This window comes from Morganella sp. HMSC11D09, from assembly GCF_001807955.1.
Lineage (GTDB): Bacteria > Pseudomonadota > Gammaproteobacteria > Enterobacterales > Enterobacteriaceae > Morganella > Morganella morganii.
On sequence record NZ_KV791697.1, the window covers coordinates 71,909 to 90,378 of the forward strand.

The 18,470-nt window shown below is 53.0% G+C and carries 21 protein-coding genes; 14 read left to right on the forward strand and 7 right to left on the reverse strand.

All coding sequences use genetic code 11. From position 1 onward, the window contains the following. Positions 1–68: 68 nt before the first annotated feature. From hisS to der, 4 genes are all read left to right on the forward strand, one after another. Positions 69–1,349: a histidine--tRNA ligase gene (hisS, locus tag HMPREF3119_RS13765; protein WP_015422613.1), complete on the forward strand. Its 1,281-nt coding sequence runs from the start codon at positions 69–71 to the stop codon at positions 1,347–1,349. A 10-nt stretch (positions 1,350–1,359) separates the two neighbouring features. After that, a complete protein-coding gene (locus HMPREF3119_RS13770; protein ID WP_004241983.1) occupies positions 1,360–1,977 on the forward strand; it encodes a YfgM family protein in 618 nt (205 codons plus the stop codon). A 14-nt stretch (positions 1,978–1,991) separates the two neighbouring features. Continuing rightward, positions 1,992–3,164 (forward strand): outer membrane protein assembly factor BamB, encoded by a 1,173-nt coding sequence (bamB, locus tag HMPREF3119_RS13775; RefSeq protein ID WP_004236914.1) that lies wholly within the window; start codon positions 1,992–1,994, stop codon positions 3,162–3,164. 148 nt (positions 3,165–3,312) lie between these two features. Beyond that, a complete protein-coding gene (der, locus tag HMPREF3119_RS13780) occupies positions 3,313–4,818 on the forward strand; it encodes a ribosome biogenesis GTPase Der (RefSeq protein WP_015422614.1) in 1,506 nt (501 codons plus the stop codon). Between the two features lie 48 nt (positions 4,819–4,866). Here der and HMPREF3119_RS13785 read toward each other — a convergent pair whose 3' ends face one another. Beyond that, complete coding sequence (locus HMPREF3119_RS13785; protein WP_049246214.1) at positions 4,867–5,967, reverse strand: M4 family metallopeptidase; 1,101 nt, start codon at positions 5,965–5,967, stop codon at positions 4,867–4,869. 101 nt (positions 5,968–6,068) lie between these two features. Next, positions 6,069–6,974, reverse strand: coding sequence for an oxygen-dependent coproporphyrinogen oxidase (hemF, locus tag HMPREF3119_RS13790; RefSeq protein ID WP_070580030.1), 906 nt, complete (start codon positions 6,972–6,974; stop codon positions 6,069–6,071). A gap of 113 nt (positions 6,975–7,087) precedes the next feature. On the opposite strand from hemF, the gene HMPREF3119_RS13795 reads away from it, so the two are divergent. After that, the gene (locus HMPREF3119_RS13795) at positions 7,088–7,519 is read left to right on the forward strand and encodes a GNAT family acetyltransferase (protein WP_004236909.1); all 432 of its coding nucleotides are present in this window, start codon (positions 7,088–7,090) and stop codon (positions 7,517–7,519) included. Here the strand turns inward: HMPREF3119_RS13795 and HMPREF3119_RS13800 are convergent. After that, positions 7,516–7,929: a YgiW/YdeI family stress tolerance OB fold protein gene (locus HMPREF3119_RS13800; RefSeq protein ID WP_004236908.1), complete on the reverse strand. Its 414-nt coding sequence runs from the start codon at positions 7,927–7,929 to the stop codon at positions 7,516–7,518. The genes HMPREF3119_RS13795 and HMPREF3119_RS13800 overlap by 4 nt on opposite strands. A 183-nt stretch (positions 7,930–8,112) precedes the next feature. Between HMPREF3119_RS13800 and HMPREF3119_RS13805 the strand changes: the two genes are divergently transcribed. From HMPREF3119_RS13805 to cysM, 8 genes are all read left to right on the forward strand, one after another. Beyond that, positions 8,113–8,706, forward strand: a complete 594-nt coding sequence (locus HMPREF3119_RS13805) for an RpoE-regulated lipoprotein (protein ID WP_036414390.1) — start codon at positions 8,113–8,115, stop codon at positions 8,704–8,706. Between the two features lie 102 nt (positions 8,707–8,808). Continuing rightward, positions 8,809–9,705 (forward strand): Dyp-type peroxidase, encoded by an 897-nt coding sequence (locus tag HMPREF3119_RS13810; RefSeq protein ID WP_004236906.1) that lies wholly within the window; start codon positions 8,809–8,811, stop codon positions 9,703–9,705. A gap of 273 nt (positions 9,706–9,978) precedes the next feature. Beyond that, complete coding sequence (locus HMPREF3119_RS18865) at positions 9,979–10,146, forward strand: DUF2933 domain-containing protein (RefSeq protein WP_081113474.1); 168 nt, start codon at positions 9,979–9,981, stop codon at positions 10,144–10,146. 114 nt (positions 10,147–10,260) lie between these two features. Further along, positions 10,261–11,292, forward strand: a complete 1,032-nt coding sequence (cysP, locus tag HMPREF3119_RS13815; protein ID WP_070580032.1) for a thiosulfate ABC transporter substrate-binding protein CysP — start codon at positions 10,261–10,263, stop codon at positions 11,290–11,292. 1 nt (position 11,293) lies between these two features. Continuing rightward, the gene (cysT, locus tag HMPREF3119_RS13820; RefSeq protein ID WP_049242949.1) at positions 11,294–12,121 is read left to right on the forward strand and encodes a sulfate/thiosulfate ABC transporter permease CysT; all 828 of its coding nucleotides are present in this window, start codon (positions 11,294–11,296) and stop codon (positions 12,119–12,121) included. Further along, complete coding sequence (gene cysW / locus HMPREF3119_RS13825) at positions 12,114–12,956, forward strand: sulfate/thiosulfate ABC transporter permease CysW (RefSeq protein ID WP_070580034.1); 843 nt, start codon at positions 12,114–12,116, stop codon at positions 12,954–12,956. Before cysT ends, cysW begins: the two co-directional genes overlap by 8 nt. Continuing rightward, on the forward strand, positions 12,946–14,028 hold the full coding sequence (locus HMPREF3119_RS13830) for an ATP-binding cassette domain-containing protein (protein WP_070580036.1): 1,083 nt from the start codon (positions 12,946–12,948) through the stop codon (positions 14,026–14,028). The genes cysW and HMPREF3119_RS13830 overlap by 11 nt, the downstream gene beginning before the upstream one ends. Before the next feature lie 78 nt (positions 14,029–14,106). Then, on the forward strand, positions 14,107–14,988 hold the full coding sequence (cysM, locus tag HMPREF3119_RS13835) for a cysteine synthase CysM (protein ID WP_036418534.1): 882 nt from the start codon (positions 14,107–14,109) through the stop codon (positions 14,986–14,988). Positions 14,989–14,992: 4 nt separating this feature from the next. On the opposite strand, the gene HMPREF3119_RS13840 is transcribed toward cysM, so the two are convergent. The 4 genes from HMPREF3119_RS13840 to HMPREF3119_RS13855 form a co-directional block, all read right to left on the reverse strand. Next, positions 14,993–15,445 carry an acetyltransferase gene (locus tag HMPREF3119_RS13840; RefSeq protein ID WP_004236899.1) on the reverse strand — a complete coding sequence of 151 codons (453 nt, stop codon included), beginning with the start codon at positions 15,443–15,445 and terminating at the stop codon, positions 14,993–14,995. A 70-nt stretch (positions 15,446–15,515) separates the two neighbouring features. After that, positions 15,516–16,091 (reverse strand): class I SAM-dependent methyltransferase, encoded by a 576-nt coding sequence (locus HMPREF3119_RS13845; RefSeq protein ID WP_004236898.1) that lies wholly within the window; start codon positions 16,089–16,091, stop codon positions 15,516–15,518. A gap of 399 nt (positions 16,092–16,490) precedes the next feature. After that, positions 16,491–16,673: a DUF2526 family protein gene (locus HMPREF3119_RS13850; protein ID WP_004241466.1), complete on the reverse strand. Its 183-nt coding sequence runs from the start codon at positions 16,671–16,673 to the stop codon at positions 16,491–16,493. A gap of 82 nt (positions 16,674–16,755) precedes the next feature. Next, positions 16,756–17,142: a YkgJ family cysteine cluster protein gene (locus tag HMPREF3119_RS13855; RefSeq protein WP_004236896.1), complete on the reverse strand. Its 387-nt coding sequence runs from the start codon at positions 17,140–17,142 to the stop codon at positions 16,756–16,758. Between the two features lie 368 nt (positions 17,143–17,510). Between HMPREF3119_RS13855 and HMPREF3119_RS13860 the strand changes: the two genes are divergently transcribed. Continuing rightward, complete coding sequence (locus tag HMPREF3119_RS13860; RefSeq protein ID WP_070580038.1) at positions 17,511–18,398, forward strand: AraC family transcriptional regulator; 888 nt, start codon at positions 17,511–17,513, stop codon at positions 18,396–18,398. The last annotated feature ends 72 nt before the right edge of the window (positions 18,399–18,470 follow it).

Consider the following 18,470-nt stretch of genomic DNA (forward strand, 5'->3'; position numbering starts at 1 on the left):
CGATATTGCACCCGCACAGGGTCGCTTTTATAATCGGAAACATATTTCATTGAGTTAAGAGAATTAACGTGGCGACAAAAATCCAATCTGTTCGTGGTATGAATGATTATCTGCCTGCTGATACTGCGGTATGGCAGCGTATTGAAAACACGCTTAAACGCATTCTGACAAGCTACGGGATCAGTGAAATCCGTACGCCGATTGTCGAGCATACCCCCCTGTTTCAGCGCGCCATCGGTGAAGTGACTGATGTTGTTGAAAAGGAAATGTACTCTTTTCAGGACCGCGAAGAAAATGTGAGCTTAACACTGCGGCCGGAAGGAACAGCGGGCTGTGTTCGTGCCGGGATCGAGAAAGGCCTGCTGTACAATCAGGAACAGCGCCTCTGGTATATCGGACCGATGTTCCGCCACGAGCGTCCGCAGAAAGGCCGCTATCGTCAGTTCCATCAGCTGGGTGCGGAAGTTTTCGGCCTGAGCGGTCCGGATATCGATGCTGAGCTGATTATGATGACCGCCCGCTGGTGGCGTGAGCTGGGCATTGCGGAGCATGTTACCCTGGAACTGAACTCAATCGGTTCGTTACAGGCGCGTGCAAACTACCGTGAAGCACTGGTTGCCTTCCTGGAACAGCACAAAGACAAACTGGATGAAGACTGCAAACGCCGGATGTACACCAACCCGCTGCGTGTGCTGGATTCCAAAGACAAAGTTGTTCAGGAACTCCTGAACGATGCACCGGCACTGTTTGATTATCTTGATGAAGAATCAAAAGCCCACTTTGACGGCCTGTGTGCCATCCTGGATGCTGCCGGTATTCAGTACCGCATCAATCAGCGTCTGGTCCGTGGTCTGGATTACTATAACCGCACCGTGTTTGAGTGGGTGACCACCGCACTGGGTTCGCAGGGAACTGTCTGCGCGGGCGGCCGTTATGACGGGCTGGTTGAACAGCTCGGCGGTCATAATACCCCGGCGGTGGGTTTTGCCATGGGTCTGGAGCGTATGGTACTGCTGGTTCAGTCCGTCAATCCGGACTTTGTGAGCGAAACTGCAGTGACCGATATTTATCTGGCCTCCTTCGGTGAAGGCAGCCAGGTTGCGGCAATGATGCTGGCGGAACAGATCCGCGACAGCCTGCCGGATGTGCGTATCATGACCAACTACGGCGGCGGCAACTTTAAACGTCAGCTGAGCCGTGCGGATAAAAACGGTGCGCGCATCGCCCTGATTTTAGGTGAGGATGAAATTGCCAACGGGACAGTCACTGTCAAAGAACTGGCCACCGGTGAGCAGCAGACGCTGGCACAGAGCGGGCTTTCCGCTCGTCTGAGCGAACTTTTAGGTTAAGGAGAGACGTGTGGAAGTCTATACCACAGAAAATGAACAGGTATCAGCGCTGAAGAATTTCTTTGTCGAAAACGGCAAAGCAATCGCGGCAGGTTTGATCATCGGTATCGGCGGTATTGCCGGCTGGAACTACTATCAGTCTCACCAGGTCAGCAAATTACAGGATGCGGCGATTGCCTATGAAACGGCGATCACAGCAAAAGGCACCCCGGCGGAGCAGACCGCCCGTCTGCAGGCTTTTGCGAAAGAAGCCAATAACAACTACGGTGCTATCGCCGGTCTTGATCTGGCGATGAAAGCGGTTGACAGCAACGACCTCCCGGCGGCAGAAAATGCCCTGAGCCAGGCGCTGACAAAAACCGATAATGAAGATTTAAAAGATCTGATTAATGCACGTCTGGCCCGTGTACAGCTGGGTCAGAAAAAACCGGATGCCGCGCTGGCGACCGTTGCGGCAGTGAAAGGGAAAGGCTGGGCGGCTTACGCACAGGATATCCGCGGTGACGCCCTGTTACAGAAAGGGGATGTGAAAGGCGCGCAGGAAGCCTACACCACCGGTATTCAGAGTGAAGGTGCCGGGACTATCAAATCCGTTATGACATTCAAACTCGATAACTTAGCCGGGTGAGGGGACTCTCGATAATGCAACTGCGTAAAACACTGCTGGTAGGATTAGTCGCCTCTGTGCTGCTGGCCGGCTGTTCAAGTGAACAGGATACTATCGTGATGTCACCACTGCCGGAAGTGACAAGTCAGTTCACCCCGGAAACCGTGTGGGATAAATCCGTCGGTGACGGTGTCGGTAAATACTACTCTCATCTTTCCCCGGCATGGGAAGGATCCAGTGTCTATGCGGCTGACCGCAATGGCCTGGTCAAAGCCCTGGATACCGATTCCGGTGTTGAAATCTGGTCAGTGAATCTGGCGGAAAAAACCGGTTTCTTATCCGCGGATATCCCGGCGATGTTATCCGGCGGTCTGACCGTTTCCGGTGAACACGTTTATGTGGGTACAGAGCGCGGTACGCTGATCGCCCTGAACGCGAACGACGGTGAAATCGCATGGACAGCCAACGCCGGTGGTGAAGTATTGTCCCGTCCGGAAGTCAGTGACGGCCTGGTGCTGGTGCATACCGGTAACGGCCTGTTACAGGCATTTGATACCGCGTCCGGCGAACAGCGCTGGAGCCTGAACCTGGATACCCCAAGCCTGTCTGTCCGTGGTGAATCAGCCCCGGCTGTGGCCATGGGTGCGGCATTTGTCGGTGGTGACAACGGTCGTGTCAGTGCGGTTATGCTCGGCCAGGGTCAGATTATCTGGCAGCAGCGTATTTCCCAGACAACCGGTACCACCGAAATCAGCCGTCTGAATGACGTGGATATGACCCCGGTTGTTGCTGACGGTCGTGTTTACGCTATCGCGTATAACGGCAATCTGGTGGCGATGGATATGCGCAGCGGTCAGATTCTGTGGAAACGCGATTTCGGTTCAGTCAACGAACTGGTGCTGGATGGCGAATCCCTCTATGTTGTTGACCAGGATGATAACGTCTATGGTCTGCGCGCAGCGGATGGCGTCACCATGTGGTCACAGGATAAATTACTGCACCGTAATCTCTCCGCACCGGAAATCTTTAACGGCTATCTGGTCGTGGGTGACGGTGAAGGTTATCTCCACTGGCTGGATACCTCCAACGGACAGTTCGTGGCGCAGAATAAACTGAACAGTTCCGGTATTCTCAGCCGTCCGTCGATTGCCGGTGATAAACTGATGGTGCAGGCCCGTGACGGACGCCTGTACCTGCTCCGCCGCTGACAGTAAACCGCTGTTTCCGGCATCACTCCGGCAGGGTAACTGACTGCGGAGTGGTTTCATTGACGGCTCCTGAATGACAGGAGCCGTTTCGTCTTTAATCTCCTGTATGGTGCAGGGGATTTTTTCAGTGTTATGAGGCAGTAAAAGCATGATACCTGTCGTTGCTCTGGTCGGGCGTCCCAATGTCGGGAAGTCCACATTATTCAACCGCTTAACGCGTACGCGCGATGCGTTGGTTGCTGATTTCCCCGGCCTGACGCGGGATCGTAAGTACGGTCGTGCAGAGGTTGAGGGACAGGAATTTATTATTATCGATACCGGCGGTATTGACGGCACGGAAGAGGGCGTTGAAACCCACATGGCCGCACAATCGCTGCTGGCGATTGAAGAAGCCGATATCGTGCTGTTTATGGTGGATGCCCGTTCCGGCCTGATGCCGGCGGACAGCGGTATTGCCAAACATCTGCGCAGTCGCGATAACAAAACCACCTTTGTGGTGGCGAACAAAATCGACGGTATCGATCAGGATCAGGCGCTGGGTGAATTCTACAGCCTGGGTCTGGGTGAAGTGGTGCCTATCGCCGCCTCGCACGGACGTGGTGTCAGTCAGCTGATCACCCGCGCACTGGTGCCGTTCTACGGCGAGCCGGAAAGTGAGGATGATGATCGCGAGTTAACCGAAGAAGAGGCTAACGCCGCTTACTGGGCAGAGCAGGAAGCCCTGGCACAGGCAGCAGAAACGGAAGACAGCGAAGAGGAAGATGATTTCAACCCGATTGATCAGCCGATTAAAATGGCGATTGTCGGGCGTCCGAATGTCGGGAAATCCACGCTGACCAACCGCATCCTCGGTGAAGAGCGTGTGGTGGTTTACGATATGCCGGGTACCACCCGTGACAGTATCTATATCCCGATGGAACGCGACGGACGTGAGTATATTATTATCGATACTGCCGGTGTGCGTAAACGCGGTAAAGTGACTGAAACGGTTGAAAAATTCTCCGTTATCAAAACACTGCAGGCGATTGAGGATGCGAACGTGGTGCTGCTGGTGATTGATGCCCGTGAAGGGATTTCAGACCAGGATCTGTCACTGCTGGGCTTTATCCTCAATGCCGGCCGTTCTCTGGTTATCGCCATCAACAAATGGGATGGCATGACCGCAGACGATCGTGAGCACGTCAAAGATATGCTGGAACTGCGTCTCGGCTTCGTCGATTTCGCCCGTATTCACTTTATCTCCGCGCTGCACGGCAGCGGTGTCGGTAACCTGTTTGACTCAGTGCAGGAAGCGTATGACTGCGCGACCCGCCGTGTCAGTACCGCACTGGTGACCCGTATCATGAAAATGGCAGCGGAAGATCACCAGCCGCCGCTGGTTCGCGGCCGCCGTGTCAAACTGAAATATGCGCATGCAGGGGGTTATAACCCGCCGATTATTGTTATCCACGGTAACCAGGTTTCGGATTTACCGGATGGCTATAAACGTTACCTGATGAACTATTTCCGTCAGTCACTGAAAGTGATGGGAACGCCTATCCGCATCCAGTTTAAAGAGGGTGAAAACCCGTTTGCGGATAAGAAAAACGTGCTGACAGCGACCCAGCTGCGGAAACGTAAACGCCTGATGTCTCATATCAAAAAAGGCCGTTAATCAGGAAAACCCGCATTTTTTAATGCGGGTTTTTTATTTTCCGGCATTTTACGGCTCCAGCCCGACGGCTTTCCATGCGTTCATCAGCACAGCAGTCACTTCCTCATCATAGTTCTCATCAGCGATAGTCAGGGTTTCGCGGGCGAAGGTGAGGAAATTACATTCCGGTGGCAGGTTGCCTCTGCGCAGCGTGTCGAACCAGATCTGTCCGGCCACTTCCCAGCTGTACCCGCCGAGGGCGGAGGCGAAGTGGTAAAATGCATGGTTCGGGATGCCGGAGTAACAATGAACGCCGCCGTTATCATTCTCCGGGTCATCCGGCAGCTCAATATAATCTCTCATATGTGCTACCTGTTTATCTTTGCCGATCACCGGGTGATTATAGGCATTTCCCGGTGACGAAAGGGAGCGCAGTGCTTTAATTCCGCTTTGTTTATTAAACAATGTTCTGCCGATATGCCAGTCCCCCTGATGGCTGGCGTGACGGCGGTGGTAATGACCCAGCATGACGGTAAACACATCACAGACCGATTCATTCAGAGCACCGGACTGATGGCTGTAAGTCAGTGGGGAAAGGTGATCAATCACAGCGTGGGAAAATTCGTGTGTGGCGATATCCAGCTGGGCAAAACTCAGAAACAGGGGAGTGACGCTCATTCCGGCATCCCCGGCACCAAACACCAGATGTGCGCCGTTCCAGAAGGCATTGCAGTAGCCGCGTCCGTAATGTGTCATGGCGGAGATAGTGGCATTGTTGTCATTAAAGGATTTGTAATCAAAGACATCATCAAAAAAACCGTAAATGATATCAAGATACTCAAACATATTATCGGTATCTGTATCCTGCCGCACAGGCATATGTGGCTGTGGGTTTTCTGCTTTCCGGTCTTCGCGGTAATACAGGTCCGGAACGGTGGTCAGGTTTTTCAGATGCATCACCCGGCGGTGTGCCTGCGAAGTACATCCGGATTCCGGCAGAGCAGCATAACTGAGAGGCATCATTTCTGTTTCCGGCAGGCGTCGGTAACCGAGCAACCGCTGCATATGCTGATAACATAACTGTGTCTCTTCGTGATCCCCTTCATGAAGCAGGCGTTTTTTCAGGATCCAGGGCGGTAAAAATGAATAGCGCGGGGCATGTGCTGACATAGGCGGTTCTCCTGTGGTTGGAATGACCATCTTTACGGAGAAAAATATTTACCGCAGCAGACTATCAGCCTGCTTTTCAGTCAGCACACTGTGAAGGGTTGTCAGACCCAGTCACGGGGAATAAGAAAATCACTCAGTGCGGCTTCCGGAGAACCGGCCTGCGGTTGGTAGTCATATTCCCAGCGCACCAGCGGCGGCATCGACATAAGGATGGATTCGGTCCGCCCGCCGCTCTGTAAACCGAAAAGTGTGCCGCGATCCCACACCAGATTAAACTCCACATAACGGCCGCGCCGGTAGAGCTGAAACTGCCGTTCGCGCTCACCATAAGGAATGGAACGGCGTTTTTCCGCGATCGGCAGATAAGCCCGGGTAAAGCCGTTGCCGACAGCCCGTGTGAAGGCAAAGCATTCCTCAAAACCGGGTTTATTCAGATCATCAAAGAACAGGCCGCCGATACCACGCGCTTCGCTGCGGTGTTTCAGATAAAAATAGTCGTCGCACCATTTTTTATAACGCGGCCAGGCATCTTCGCCCAGCGGCGTGCAGATATCCCGGGCGACACTGTGCCAGTGTACGGCATCTTCTGTGAAAGGATAGAAAGGAGTCAGGTCAAAACCGCCGCCGAACCACCAGACCGGGTCACAGCCGGCTTTTTCGGCAATAAAAAAGCGTACGTTGGCGTGTGCGGCCGGGACATACGGATTATGCGGATGAAGCACCAGCGAAACCCCCGTGGCCTGATAGTGGCGCCCGGCGAGTTCCGGGCGGTGTGCCGTGGCAGACGGCGGCAGGCTGTCCCCGCTGACATGTGAAAAATTAACACCGGCCTGTTCAAACAGTGCACCGGATTTCAGTACCCGGCTGCGTCCGCCGCCGCCGGACTCCCGCTGCCACTTATCTTCGGTAAACTCAGCACCGGCGTCACAGGCGGCGAGTTGTCCGCAGAGGGAATCCTGTAATCTGAGAAAAAAATCTTTAACACTGTCACTATCAGGGATATTCATTACATCACGACCATTGAGCTGCTGATAAACTTTAGTATATCATTTTGTTTTTATAAGATATCACACCCGTTCCGTCACGGACACGGGCAGACAACCGGCAGACAGGTAACGGTATGGACATTCGCACATTTCAGCAAGGTGATTTTGAAGAGGTTGTTGCGCTCTGGGAGCGTTGTGATCTGGTCACCCCCCCGGATGACCCGGAAACCGTGATTGAGCGGAAAATGGCACATGATCCGGCCCTGTTCCTGGTGGCGGAAGTCAACGGCGAAGTGGTGGGCACACTGCTGGGCGGTTATGACGGATACCGGGGCTATGCCTATTATCTGGCAGTACATCCGGAATTTCAGGGACGGGGGATTGCCAATGCTATGGTGGCGAGGCTGGAAAAAAAACTGCTGGCGCGGGGATGTCCGCAGTTGCTGCTGTCGATTCCGGATGATAATACCGCCACGCTGAGCATGTTTGACAAGCTGGCCTACGACGAGTGTCAGCAGGACAGCCTAACCTACAGCAAACGGCTGATCACCGACCCGGAATATTAACTGCCGGGGTTGACCACACTGAGTGTATCGGCGGTTACCACAATCGCATGGCGGTCTTTTTCCATTCCGCCTTCAATGCGGATGGTATCATTAGGGGTGATAATCTTTTTCCCCCATAATTCCGCCGGAATTTTTACCTCGACGATACCGCTGTAATCCCCCAGCAGATAGTGCTCCGCTGAAATCTGAGACTGAATATTACCTTCCAGAATCACCCGGCTGTTATCCTGCAGATAGGGCAGTTGTTTGATGATAAAGCGCTGTGGTGTTTCACATTTTACTGTGCTCTGATGATACTCATAGGCAGAAAATGACGGCAGAGCCGCAGCAGGCTGAAACCAGAATGTACCTGTCAGAACAACCGCTGAAAACAGGTAAAAAGTCGATGATGTGAATGTCATTTCAGCCATAGCTTACGACGCCGGTAAATGAAAAATGTCGGTTATATACCAGGAGATATCTTATCGGAAATGTTACGTTACTGAATTGGTAAACATACCTATTTCGTTAAAATTATTTGATGTAATAATTCAGAATGAATGTTTTGTCAATTCCGGAGTCTGATATCTGAACCGAATGCAAAGGAGCAATGAATGAAGTGTTATCAGGCAATGAAGCTGGCCGCCGCGGCCGGTGCCGTACTGATGCTGAACGGGTGCAGTTCGTTTTCATGGTCATCATTATCGCCGGTAAGCTGGTTCAGCAGCAGTGGGCTGACGGTAACGGCACAGGGCGTCGGTGGTGTGAATAATCAGACGGCCATGACCGAAACGGCGATCAGTCAGGGACTGGACGATAAATACACACTGCGCGGTGGTATGCAGACCGAGCAGGGGCAGATCGTTAAAATTTTTGAAGGCCGGAAAGATGATAAAACGGTTATCCGTCTGTCCGGGCCGGAAAATGGCACTGTGCAGCGCATTGTTGCCAATGATGCGGATATCCGCACGGAATGGGACACCAAAACAGGAACCCTCTTTTCGGACATCTATCCGCAGGCCGTTGCCGGTGCCTGTACCCTGACCACTGAATTTGATGACAGCGCACAGGTTATCTGCCGTTCACCGCAAACCCCGCGTGTTTCCTATGTTTTCCGCGGAACCTGGAACGGCCCTGAAACACTGATGCCGTCAGATGATATTCTGAAAAACTGGACAGTCAGTTATATCGTCTGGGCCAATAAATAATCCGTAAAAATAAATGAACTTGCGGAATAACAAAGTAATTCCGCGTCAGTGATTTATGATAAGGCCATTTCCTGATCAGACTGACGATGCAAAGGGAGCAATATGTCACAAGCACAAAGCGGTATTCTGCCGGAACACTGCCGTTTCGGTATTTTTATTGAAGCAAACACCAAAGGTGATTTACCGGCGATCCGGCGTGGTTGTCAGGTTTTCCTGGCAGCTCTGAAAAAGTTACAGACACAGTTTGCGGCTGATCAACTGAGTGCCACGGTGGCATTCGGTCATGACCTGTGGCGTCAGCTGGGCAGTCAGAGCAGTGCACCGGAGCTGAAAAACTTCCGTGAACTGGGGCGCGGCCTGGCGCCGGCCACACAATATGATTTACTGATCCACATTCATTCTCAGCGTCATGATATCAACTTCTCGCTGGCACAGGCAGCGGTGGCGGCATTTGCGGATGCGGTTGAGATTCAGGGCGAAACCCACGGCTTCCGCTGGACGGAAGAGCGTGACCTGAGCGGTTTTATCGACGGCACCGAAAACCCGGAAGGGGATGAGCGCCCGGACGTGGCACTGATCGCAGAAGGGGAAGATGCGGGCGGCAGTTATATCCTGACTCAGCGCTGGGCACACAGCCTGAATAAATGGACCCGTTTTTCTGAAGAGCAGCAGGAAAAAATGATTGGCCGCACCAAAGCAGACAGCACAGAGCTGGATGAAAATGTGCGCAATGTAACCTCTCATGTTTCCCGCGTGGTGATTGAGGAAGAGGGCGAAGAGCTTTCCATTCTGCGCCAGAGCCTGCCGTACGGTACTGCCAGCGGTGAGCACGGCCTGTTCTTTATCGCGTACTGCGGTCGTCTGCACAATATTGAGCAGCAATTGCTGAGTATGTTCGGCGAAACCGACGGTAAATTTGATGATCTGCTGCGGTTCAGCAAACCGAAAACCGGGGCTTATTATTATGCGCCGTCGCTGGAACAACTGAGTGCGCTGTAAGAGGGTGTCACTTTAAGCCCGGAACCGGCTGATAACGGGCAAAAACGAAAAGTCGCTGTGAATACATCCCTGTAAGCTCAGGCGCGCCATCCGTGGCGCGCATGCTTTTCGTTTCCTTTGCCCGTTATCACCGTCATACTTTTCCCGCAGTGATGCACATTTTTGTGTCTGTTTTTATCCTTACAAAAACAAAGGTTAAATGACACTATTCCGCTGTACCTTCCCCTGAGGGCAACCTCTATCCTCCGTGTATACACCACACAGGAGGTTCCCATGCTTGAGTTTTTCAGAGAAAACTGGTTTCTGCTTATGCTGCTGATTTGTCCGCTGATGCACTTCTTTATGCACCGGGGACACGGTTCACACGGCGGTTGTGAGCATAATCAGCATAACGAAAAAGCACCTGCGTCACAGGAAGAGAAGAAACATATCGATGCATAATATCGTGAAGTAAATAATCACTATATATAATTCCATAATGATATAAGTAAATGGCTTGTGTCATTTTACGGATATATGCACACTGGCCGGAGTTACCTGAAACGCATCATCATAATGAGGTTCTCCGCCGTGAAACTGTCTGTCAACGCTGTATTACCTGCCGGTCTGCTGCTCCTTTCTGCTGTATGGAGCGGCGCTGCCGGTGCTGCTCAGTTGCTGAACAGCTCCTATGATATTGCCCGTGAGCTGTTCACGGAAATCAACCCGCTGTTTGAAAAACAGTGGAACGCGGAACATCCGGACGATCCGCTGACTATCCGCCAGTCTCACGGCGGCTCCTCAAAACAGGCGCTGGCGATCTTACAGGGACTGCGGGCAGATGTGGTCACTTATAACCAGGTGACCGATGTGCAGGTTCTGCATGACAAAGGCAATCTGCTGGCAGCGGACTGGCAGGCGCGTCTGCCGAATAACAGTTCCCCGTATTATTCCACCATGGCTTTCCTCGTGCGCAAAGGCAATCCGAAACAGATCAAAGACTGGGATTCCCTGCTGCGTGATGATGTAAAAATCGTTTTTCCGAACCCGAAAACCTCCGGTAACGGCCGTTACACCTACCTGGCTGCGGAAGGTTTCTGGCAGCAGAAAAACGGTAAAGACAGTGCCAAAACACAGGAACAGATGAAAAAATTCCTCAGCAATGTTGCGGTATTTGATACCGGCGGCCGGGGAGCCACGACGTCATTTATTGATCGCGGGCTGGGCGATGTGCTGATCAGTTTTGAATCAGAAGTGAATAATATCCGCAATGAATATGGCGCGGATGATTATGACGTTATTGTCCCGGCGTCCAATATCCTGGCGGAATTCCCGGTGGCACGGGTGGATAAAAACACGGAAAAAAACGGCACACAGGCTGTTGCTGATGCCTATCTGACTTTCCTGTACAGCCCGGCGGCGCAGACAAAAATGGCGCAGTTTAATTACCGGGTGACTGATCCGGATGTGATGGCCGCCAATAAAGGCGATTTCCCGCCGGTGACCTTATTTAAAGTGGAAGATCAGTTCGGTTCATGGTCTGAAGTGATGACAAGCCGGTTCAATTCAGGCGGTGAATTTGACACCCTGATGGCTCAGGGACGCTGATATGGCAAGGCGGGTGTTGCCGGGATTCGGCCTGTCCCTCGGGTTTACGCTGCTCTACAGCGGGCTGATCCTGCTGCTGCCCCTCACTGCACTGGTGTTACAGCTGACGCAGATGAGCTGGGCGCAGTACTGGCAGGTCATTACCGGCCCGCAGGTGGTCGCCGCCTATAAAGTCACACTGCTCGCCGCCCTTGCTGCCAGTCTGTTTAATGCAGTGTTTGGTGTGCTGATGGCCTGGATCCTGACCCGCTACCGCTTTCCCGGCCGCCGCATTCTCGACGGCCTGATGGATTTGCCCTTTGCGCTGCCCACGGCGGTTGCGGGGCTGACACTCGCCACTCTCTTTGCCCCGAACGGCTGGTACGGCCGTTTTTTTGATTCGTTTAATATCACCGTGGTGAATACCTGGATTGGTATTGCGGTCGCGATGATGTTTACCAGTATCCCGTTTGTGGTCCGCACGGTACAGCCGGTGCTGGAAACTCTGAAACCGGAGTATGAGGAAGCGGCAGAAACGCTGGGGGCTTCGCGCTTTCAGATATTCCGCCGTGTGATCTGGCCGGAAATCGCCCCGGCAGCGCTGGCGGGAACCGTTTTGTCCTTTACCCGCAGCCTTGGTGAGTTTGGTGCGGTGATTTTTATCGCCGGTAACCTGGCATGGCAGACGGAAGTGGTGTCATTCCTGATTTTTGTCCGCCTCCAGGAGTTTGAATACCCGGCGGCTGCGGCGATTGCCTCGGTGGTGCTGATGACTTCGCTGGTGTTATTGCTGGCGGTCAATATTATTCAGAGCCGCGCCGGATTGCGTACCGGGAGGTCTCATGGCTGATACACTGCGCCGCCGGCGTTTCCCGTGGCAGAAGTGGCTGCTGATTTCTGCCGGGCTGCTGCTGACATTTTTCATCCTGATTATTCCGCTGGTGTGGATTTTTGTGACCGCGCTGTCTGATGGCATCGGCGGTGTGATCCGCGCACTGGCGGAGGCGGATATGCTGCATGCTATCTGGCTGACAGTGATCGTAGCGCTGATCACCGTGCCGGTGAATCTGATTTTCGGCACACTGCTGGCGTGGCTGGTAACACGGTTTCATTTTCCCGGCCGCCAGTTATTGCTGACACTGGCGGATCTGCCGTTTGCAGTATCGCCGGTGATTGCCGGGCTGTTGTATCTGCTGCTGTACGGCTCAAACAGCTGGCTGGGGGGCTTTCTCGAAAACTCGCTGAATACCCAAATCATGTTTGCGTTGCCGGGAATTGTGCTGGTGACGATTTTCGTAACCTGTCCTTATGTGGTGCGGGAACTGGTGCCGGTAATGCTCAGTCAGGGTGCACAGGAAGAAGAGGCCGCCGTGCTGCTGGGGGCCCGTGCGTGGCAGATCTGGTGGCGGGTGACACTGCCGAATATCCGCTGGCCGCTGTTTTACGGCGTGATCCTGACCAACGCCCGCGCTATCGGGGAATTCGGTGCAGTGTCAGTGGTTTCCGGGGCGATTCGCGGGGAAACCTTCACCCTGCCGTTGCAGGTGGAATTATTACATCAGGATTATCAGACCGTGGCGGCATTTACCGCATCCGGTCTGCTGGCACTGATGGCTGTTGCGACCCTGTGCATCCGCCATGGCGTGATGGCATATCAGGGATCCCGGAGGAAATATGAGCATTGAAATCCGTCATCTGACACACCATTTCGGTGCGGAGCCGGTATTACAGGATATCTCGCTGTCGGTGGCGGACGGCGAAATGGTGGCGTTGCTGGGGCCGTCCGGATCCGGGAAAACCACACTGCTGCGGATTATTGCCGGGCTGACCCCTCATAGCGCCGGAGAATTGTATATCAGCGGGGAAGAGGTTTCCGGGCTGGCGGCAGGGGAGCGCCGGGCCGGATTTGTTTTTCAGCATTACGCGTTGTTCCGGCATATGACGGTGTTTGACAACATTGCATTCGGGTTGACGGTACTGCCGCGCAAAACACGTCCGTCAAAAAAAGAAATCCGCGCTAAAGTGATGTCACTGCTGGAAAAGATTCAGATGCCGCACCTGGCGGATCGCTATCCGGCACAACTTTCCGGCGGACAACAACAGCGGGTGGCACTGGCCAGAGCGCTGGCGGCAGAGCCGCGCATTCTGCTGCTGGATGAGCCGTTCGGTGCCCTGGATGCAGGGGTGAGAACCGAACTGCGCCGCTGGCTGCGTCAGCTGCATCAGTCGCTGGGATTTACTGCTGTGTTCGTGACACACGATCAGGAAGAGGCGCTGGAGGTGGCTGACCGCATCGTGGTGATGCGTGGCGGACATATCGAGCAGGTCGCGGTACCTGAAAGCCTCGGCAATGATGACAGCAACCGCTTTGTAACAGAATTCCTCGGTCAGATAAATATTTTCCGTGGTGATATCGGTACGGATGGCGGGGTGCGGATTGGCGGTGTGCGCCAGCCGGTTGCCGCACTGACAGCCGGTTTCGGGCCGGTATCGGTATTTGTGCGCCCCTGGTCGCTGACATTGCAGCACACTTTTTCAGCCGATGCGGTTGCTGCCCGGGTTGTGACCATCCGTTCACACGGGCATTACCGCACTGCGGTGGTAACCACGGAAGCGGCTGAAGATGAAGTGACGGTGATATTACCGCCGGACACCCGTGCCGCCGCCGGTGATTCTGTCTGGCTGACAATCAGGGAGTTACGGCTGTTTCGCGGCGAAGACGAACTGGCGCTGCTGCCGCAGGCACAGTGCGCATAAAGATGAAAATAATTCCGGTTGCATACTGCCTTGCGGCGGCGGTATGGTTTCCGTTTATGGCTCAGGAGGCAGAACAACGTGGCATCTATCAGTAATGGGATCGGTAATACCCCGCTTTTCCGGCTTGCACGGTTGGGGGAAGGCAGTGGCGCAGAAATCTGGGTCAAACCGGAAGGTAATAACCCCGGCGGCTCTGTAAAAGATCGTGCGGCGAAAAGTATGATTGAAGGTGCTGAACAGCGCGGGGAGATCCGTCCCGGGGATACGCTGATTGAAGCCACCAGCGGTAACACCGGTATTGCGCTGGCGATGATCGCAGCGATTCGCGGTTATAAATTAAAGTTACTGATGCCGGAAAATATGAGTGCCGAACGTCAGGCCGCCATGAAAGCTTACGGCGCGGAGCTGGTGCTGGTCAGCCGGGCACAGGGCATGGAAGGGGCGCGGGACCTGGCGCAGCAGATGGCAGCGGACGGGGAAGGTTATGTGCTTGATCAGTTTAATAATCCCGATAACCCGCTGGCCCATTACCGGACAACAGGCCCGGAAATCTGGCAGCAGACGGACGGGCGTATCACGCACTTTGTCTCAGCTATGGGCACTACCGGCACCATTACCGGGGTGGCGCGTTATCTGAAAGAGGTCGCACCGCAGATCAATATCACCGGTCTGCAACCGGCGGAAAACAGTCAGATTCCGGGGATCCGCCGCTGGTCACCGGGGTATCTGCCGGGGATTTTTCAGCCGCAGCTGGTGGATGATATTCTGGATATCACACAGCAGGAAGCAGAAGATACGATGCGCCAGCTGGCACAACAGGAAGGCATTTTCTGCGGGGTCAGTTCCGGCGGCGCGGTGGCCGGTGCACTGAGAATTGCAAAAGCGAACCCGGGAGCGGTGATTGTCGCCGTAATCTGCGATCGCGGCGACCGTTATCTCTCGACCGGCGTTTTCGGCTGAGACATTATCCCGCTGTTTTGCCGGTGTATTTCATGTGCAGCAGCGGGAACGGATTTCCCTCCCCATCCAGTTCAGAACGGCCTGTCTGTGTAAAACCCATATGGCGGTAAAAACCGACACCCTGCGGGTTTTGTTCATTCACATCCAGCTCATCTGCCTGTAACTGCTCAACGGCATAATTCAGCAGGAATTTACCGGTGCCTTTACCGCGAATAGCCGCATCCACAAACAGCATCTCAATCCGGTTCGCGTCTGTGCCGAGAAAACCGAGGATCACACCGTTTTCATCCTGCGCCACCACCACATTCAGGTTCGGCAGATAGGTATTGAGCAGCAGCGGATGCAGTTTTTCAATATCAGCCTCACATAAAAAATCGTGAGTGGCGCGGACAGATGATTCCCAGATGGCAACCAGGCGCGGGAAATGATCCGGTTTGGCGGGGGTGATAATTAACATAAAGAAATCCGTAAACAGAGGATACTGAGAATGGCCGGTGTCCCGGTATCCCGGGACACGCTGCGGGTGATCAGTTATTGGTATAACGTCTCTTCGGGGTGCAGATATACACCCAGGCTGGCGGAACGTTGAACAATACACGCTCTTTGCGGAAATGGAAATAACGGCGCAGATATTTCTCAAATTTGGTGGTGTACTGAAACAGAATAAACTGCCCGTCGCTGAGTTCGATATTGTCACGCACCGCTTTCAGAATACGCAGCCCGGTGCGGCGGTCAATTGACAGGAACGGCAGACCGGAGAAAATCACATTATACGGGCGGTTCAGTTTCTCTGCTGAGTCAGAAAAAATCCCCAGCCGGCCATCCTGAAATTTATTCAGCAGGCTGACAAAATAGGGGTCAATTTCATAGGCATCCAGTTTAGCCAGTGGATCCATCTGATCCAGAATCTGACGGGTAATTACCCCGGTACCGGCACCCAGCTCAGCAAAATGCTGCACACCGCTCCAGTCGACGTGACGAACCATTGCACGGCACAGCCAGCGTGATGAAGGGGTAATTGTTCCCATCGTGGCCGGCGATGCAATAAACTTTTTGATGTACGCGTAATAGCTCAGTAACGGTGAATAGTTTGATACTTCCATAATAAGCATTCCTTACAAACCCGGATACAACGCACGTGTAAATAGTCACGTCAGTGAAATGTATTCAATATCATATGCCGATTATTCTCTTTCCTCTACAGATAAATAAGGAATTTTTCAGCCGGTGAAAAAATTAAAAAGTTCATAAAACTGTCATATAAAACAAAACAATAGGGTGTTTTATTTTAGTTTTTAATTAACAGGCAGATAAGATTGATTTGTTATAAACAATAATCAGATGAATGAATGAGATAGCTGACAGGGAAAGCATAGCGGATTAAAAGGCGGTTAGTACAGGAATGAACGTGACTTTTGCAAAAGCTGACATTAACGGAATAAACATGACACTCCATACCGGTATATTATTCTGACAATAAGCCGGTACGGAATAAGAATTAACTAGTGATGTATTTTTCCGTGATCCATTATCGCCTGACGGAGGCGCTGCTGTAATTCATAACGCTGTTCATACGGCAGCGGGTTGCTGTCACCCAGGCTGACCATCAGTTCGTTCATTTCAGTGATACTGTTACTCTCAATGGCTTTTTCCACATCAGCAACACTCTGTGCATAATCGCTCATACGGCTGTCCTTATTCAGTCTGATAATAATGCGGTTATCCTACCTGAACAGCGGTAAAAGCGTTAGTGCAAAACGGCGGTGGTCAGGCCGCGTGATCATTGTGGCGGGACGGCGGCTCCAGCGGCGGCAGGCCGTGTGCGGCTCTTGCCCGGTCACAGGCGGCATTGTGTACACCGCTGACCCACGACTGATCAAACTCACGGCATGGCGACGGGCGTTGTGCGTAAGCGCTGCACGCCACACACTGACCGACTTCCCCCTGAAGATTGATACAGCGCGGGGATTTCTGATCAGTGCCTTTCATACAGGCCATAAAGTCATTCACTTTTTCTGTCATCTCTGCCGGCACCACGCCGCCCGTACTGTCCGTTTCCCCGTGATAAAACGAGACCCGGAAATAGGCACAGCACGCCCCGCACTGCATACAGGGATTGGTGTCCGCATCAGTAAACGCAATTACATTGCTCATGATAGTTAACCACATTATGCAAACGCGGTGATTATTTCACCGCAGGCCGAGTTTTGTCCTGAATAAGCTCTCAGGGCGGATTATTATTTTTATTTTGCCGCGCAAATTCAATAAAAATAAACAGCAGCAGATCACAAAATAATGAATGAAATTAAAATAATAATTCTGCTTATGAAAGACAGGAAAAATAATTTACTGCATATAAAGGTATATTTCTGTTTTTAAAAGATAAAGTAAATATCCCTCCGGCGGTCTCTCTCTGCACGATATGCTGCTGAGTCTGATAACCGGTACCGTAATGCAAAATACAGCACGGTACGGTCTTTTCCGTTATGCTGTAGCCCTGTTAATCAGTCGCTGAGAATATAATGGAAACGGATGATCGCCTGCGCTGCCTGAAACAGTTGTTACAGACTTACACCGCAGAGCGCAGCGGCGGGTGGGATACGACCGTTCCCGGTCTCGCATTGTGCCGGTGGACGGCTCCGTCACAGGCGCAAACCTGGACTTATGAGCCGGGTATCGCACTTGCGGTTCAGGGCGCAAAACGGATCACACTCGGAGATAACACCTATTGTTACCGCCCCGGGGATGTATTGCTGACATCCGTGGATATCCCTGCGATTGCGCAGGTCTGTGAGGCATCAGAGCAGGCACCGTTTCTGGCTCTGCTGGTCAGTCTTAACCTCAGCGACCTTCCGGTACTGATGCAGGAAAGCGGTTTTCAGCTGCTGACTTCAGAACCCGCTGTACCGCAGGCAGTGTGTCCGGTCACAGAAGCGTTGCTCAGTGCGGTCTGCCGCCTGGTGGCGCTGCTGGAAAAACCGGACGATATCCCGGTCATGGCTCCGCTTATCCATAAAGAAATTCTCTATTACCTGCTGAAAAGCGGCCAGGGCGCACGGCTCCAGCTGATGGCCGCACATAATAAACAGTGCCGCCAGATAAGCGGCGTACTTAGTTACCTGAAAGCGCATTTTGATCAGCCGGTGTCGGTGGAGACACTCTGTCTTCATGCTCAGATGAGCGAATCTTCTTTTCACCGCCATTTCCGCCGGGTCACCCGGATGAGCCCGCTGCAATATCAGAAATGGCTGCGGCTGAATGAAGCCCGTCGCCTTCTGCTGGTGGAATCGGCGGATGCCTCGGAAGCGGCTTTTCGTGTCGGGTATGAAAGTGCCTCTCAGTTTAACCGTGAATACCGGCGGTTATTCGGGTTACCTCCCGGACAGGATAAAAAGCGGGTTCTTCTCTGACCGGTGTGTGATTTCCGGGCAAAATGACAGGATCAGGCAAACATCAGAGCGGACAGGCTAACGTATTTGCGG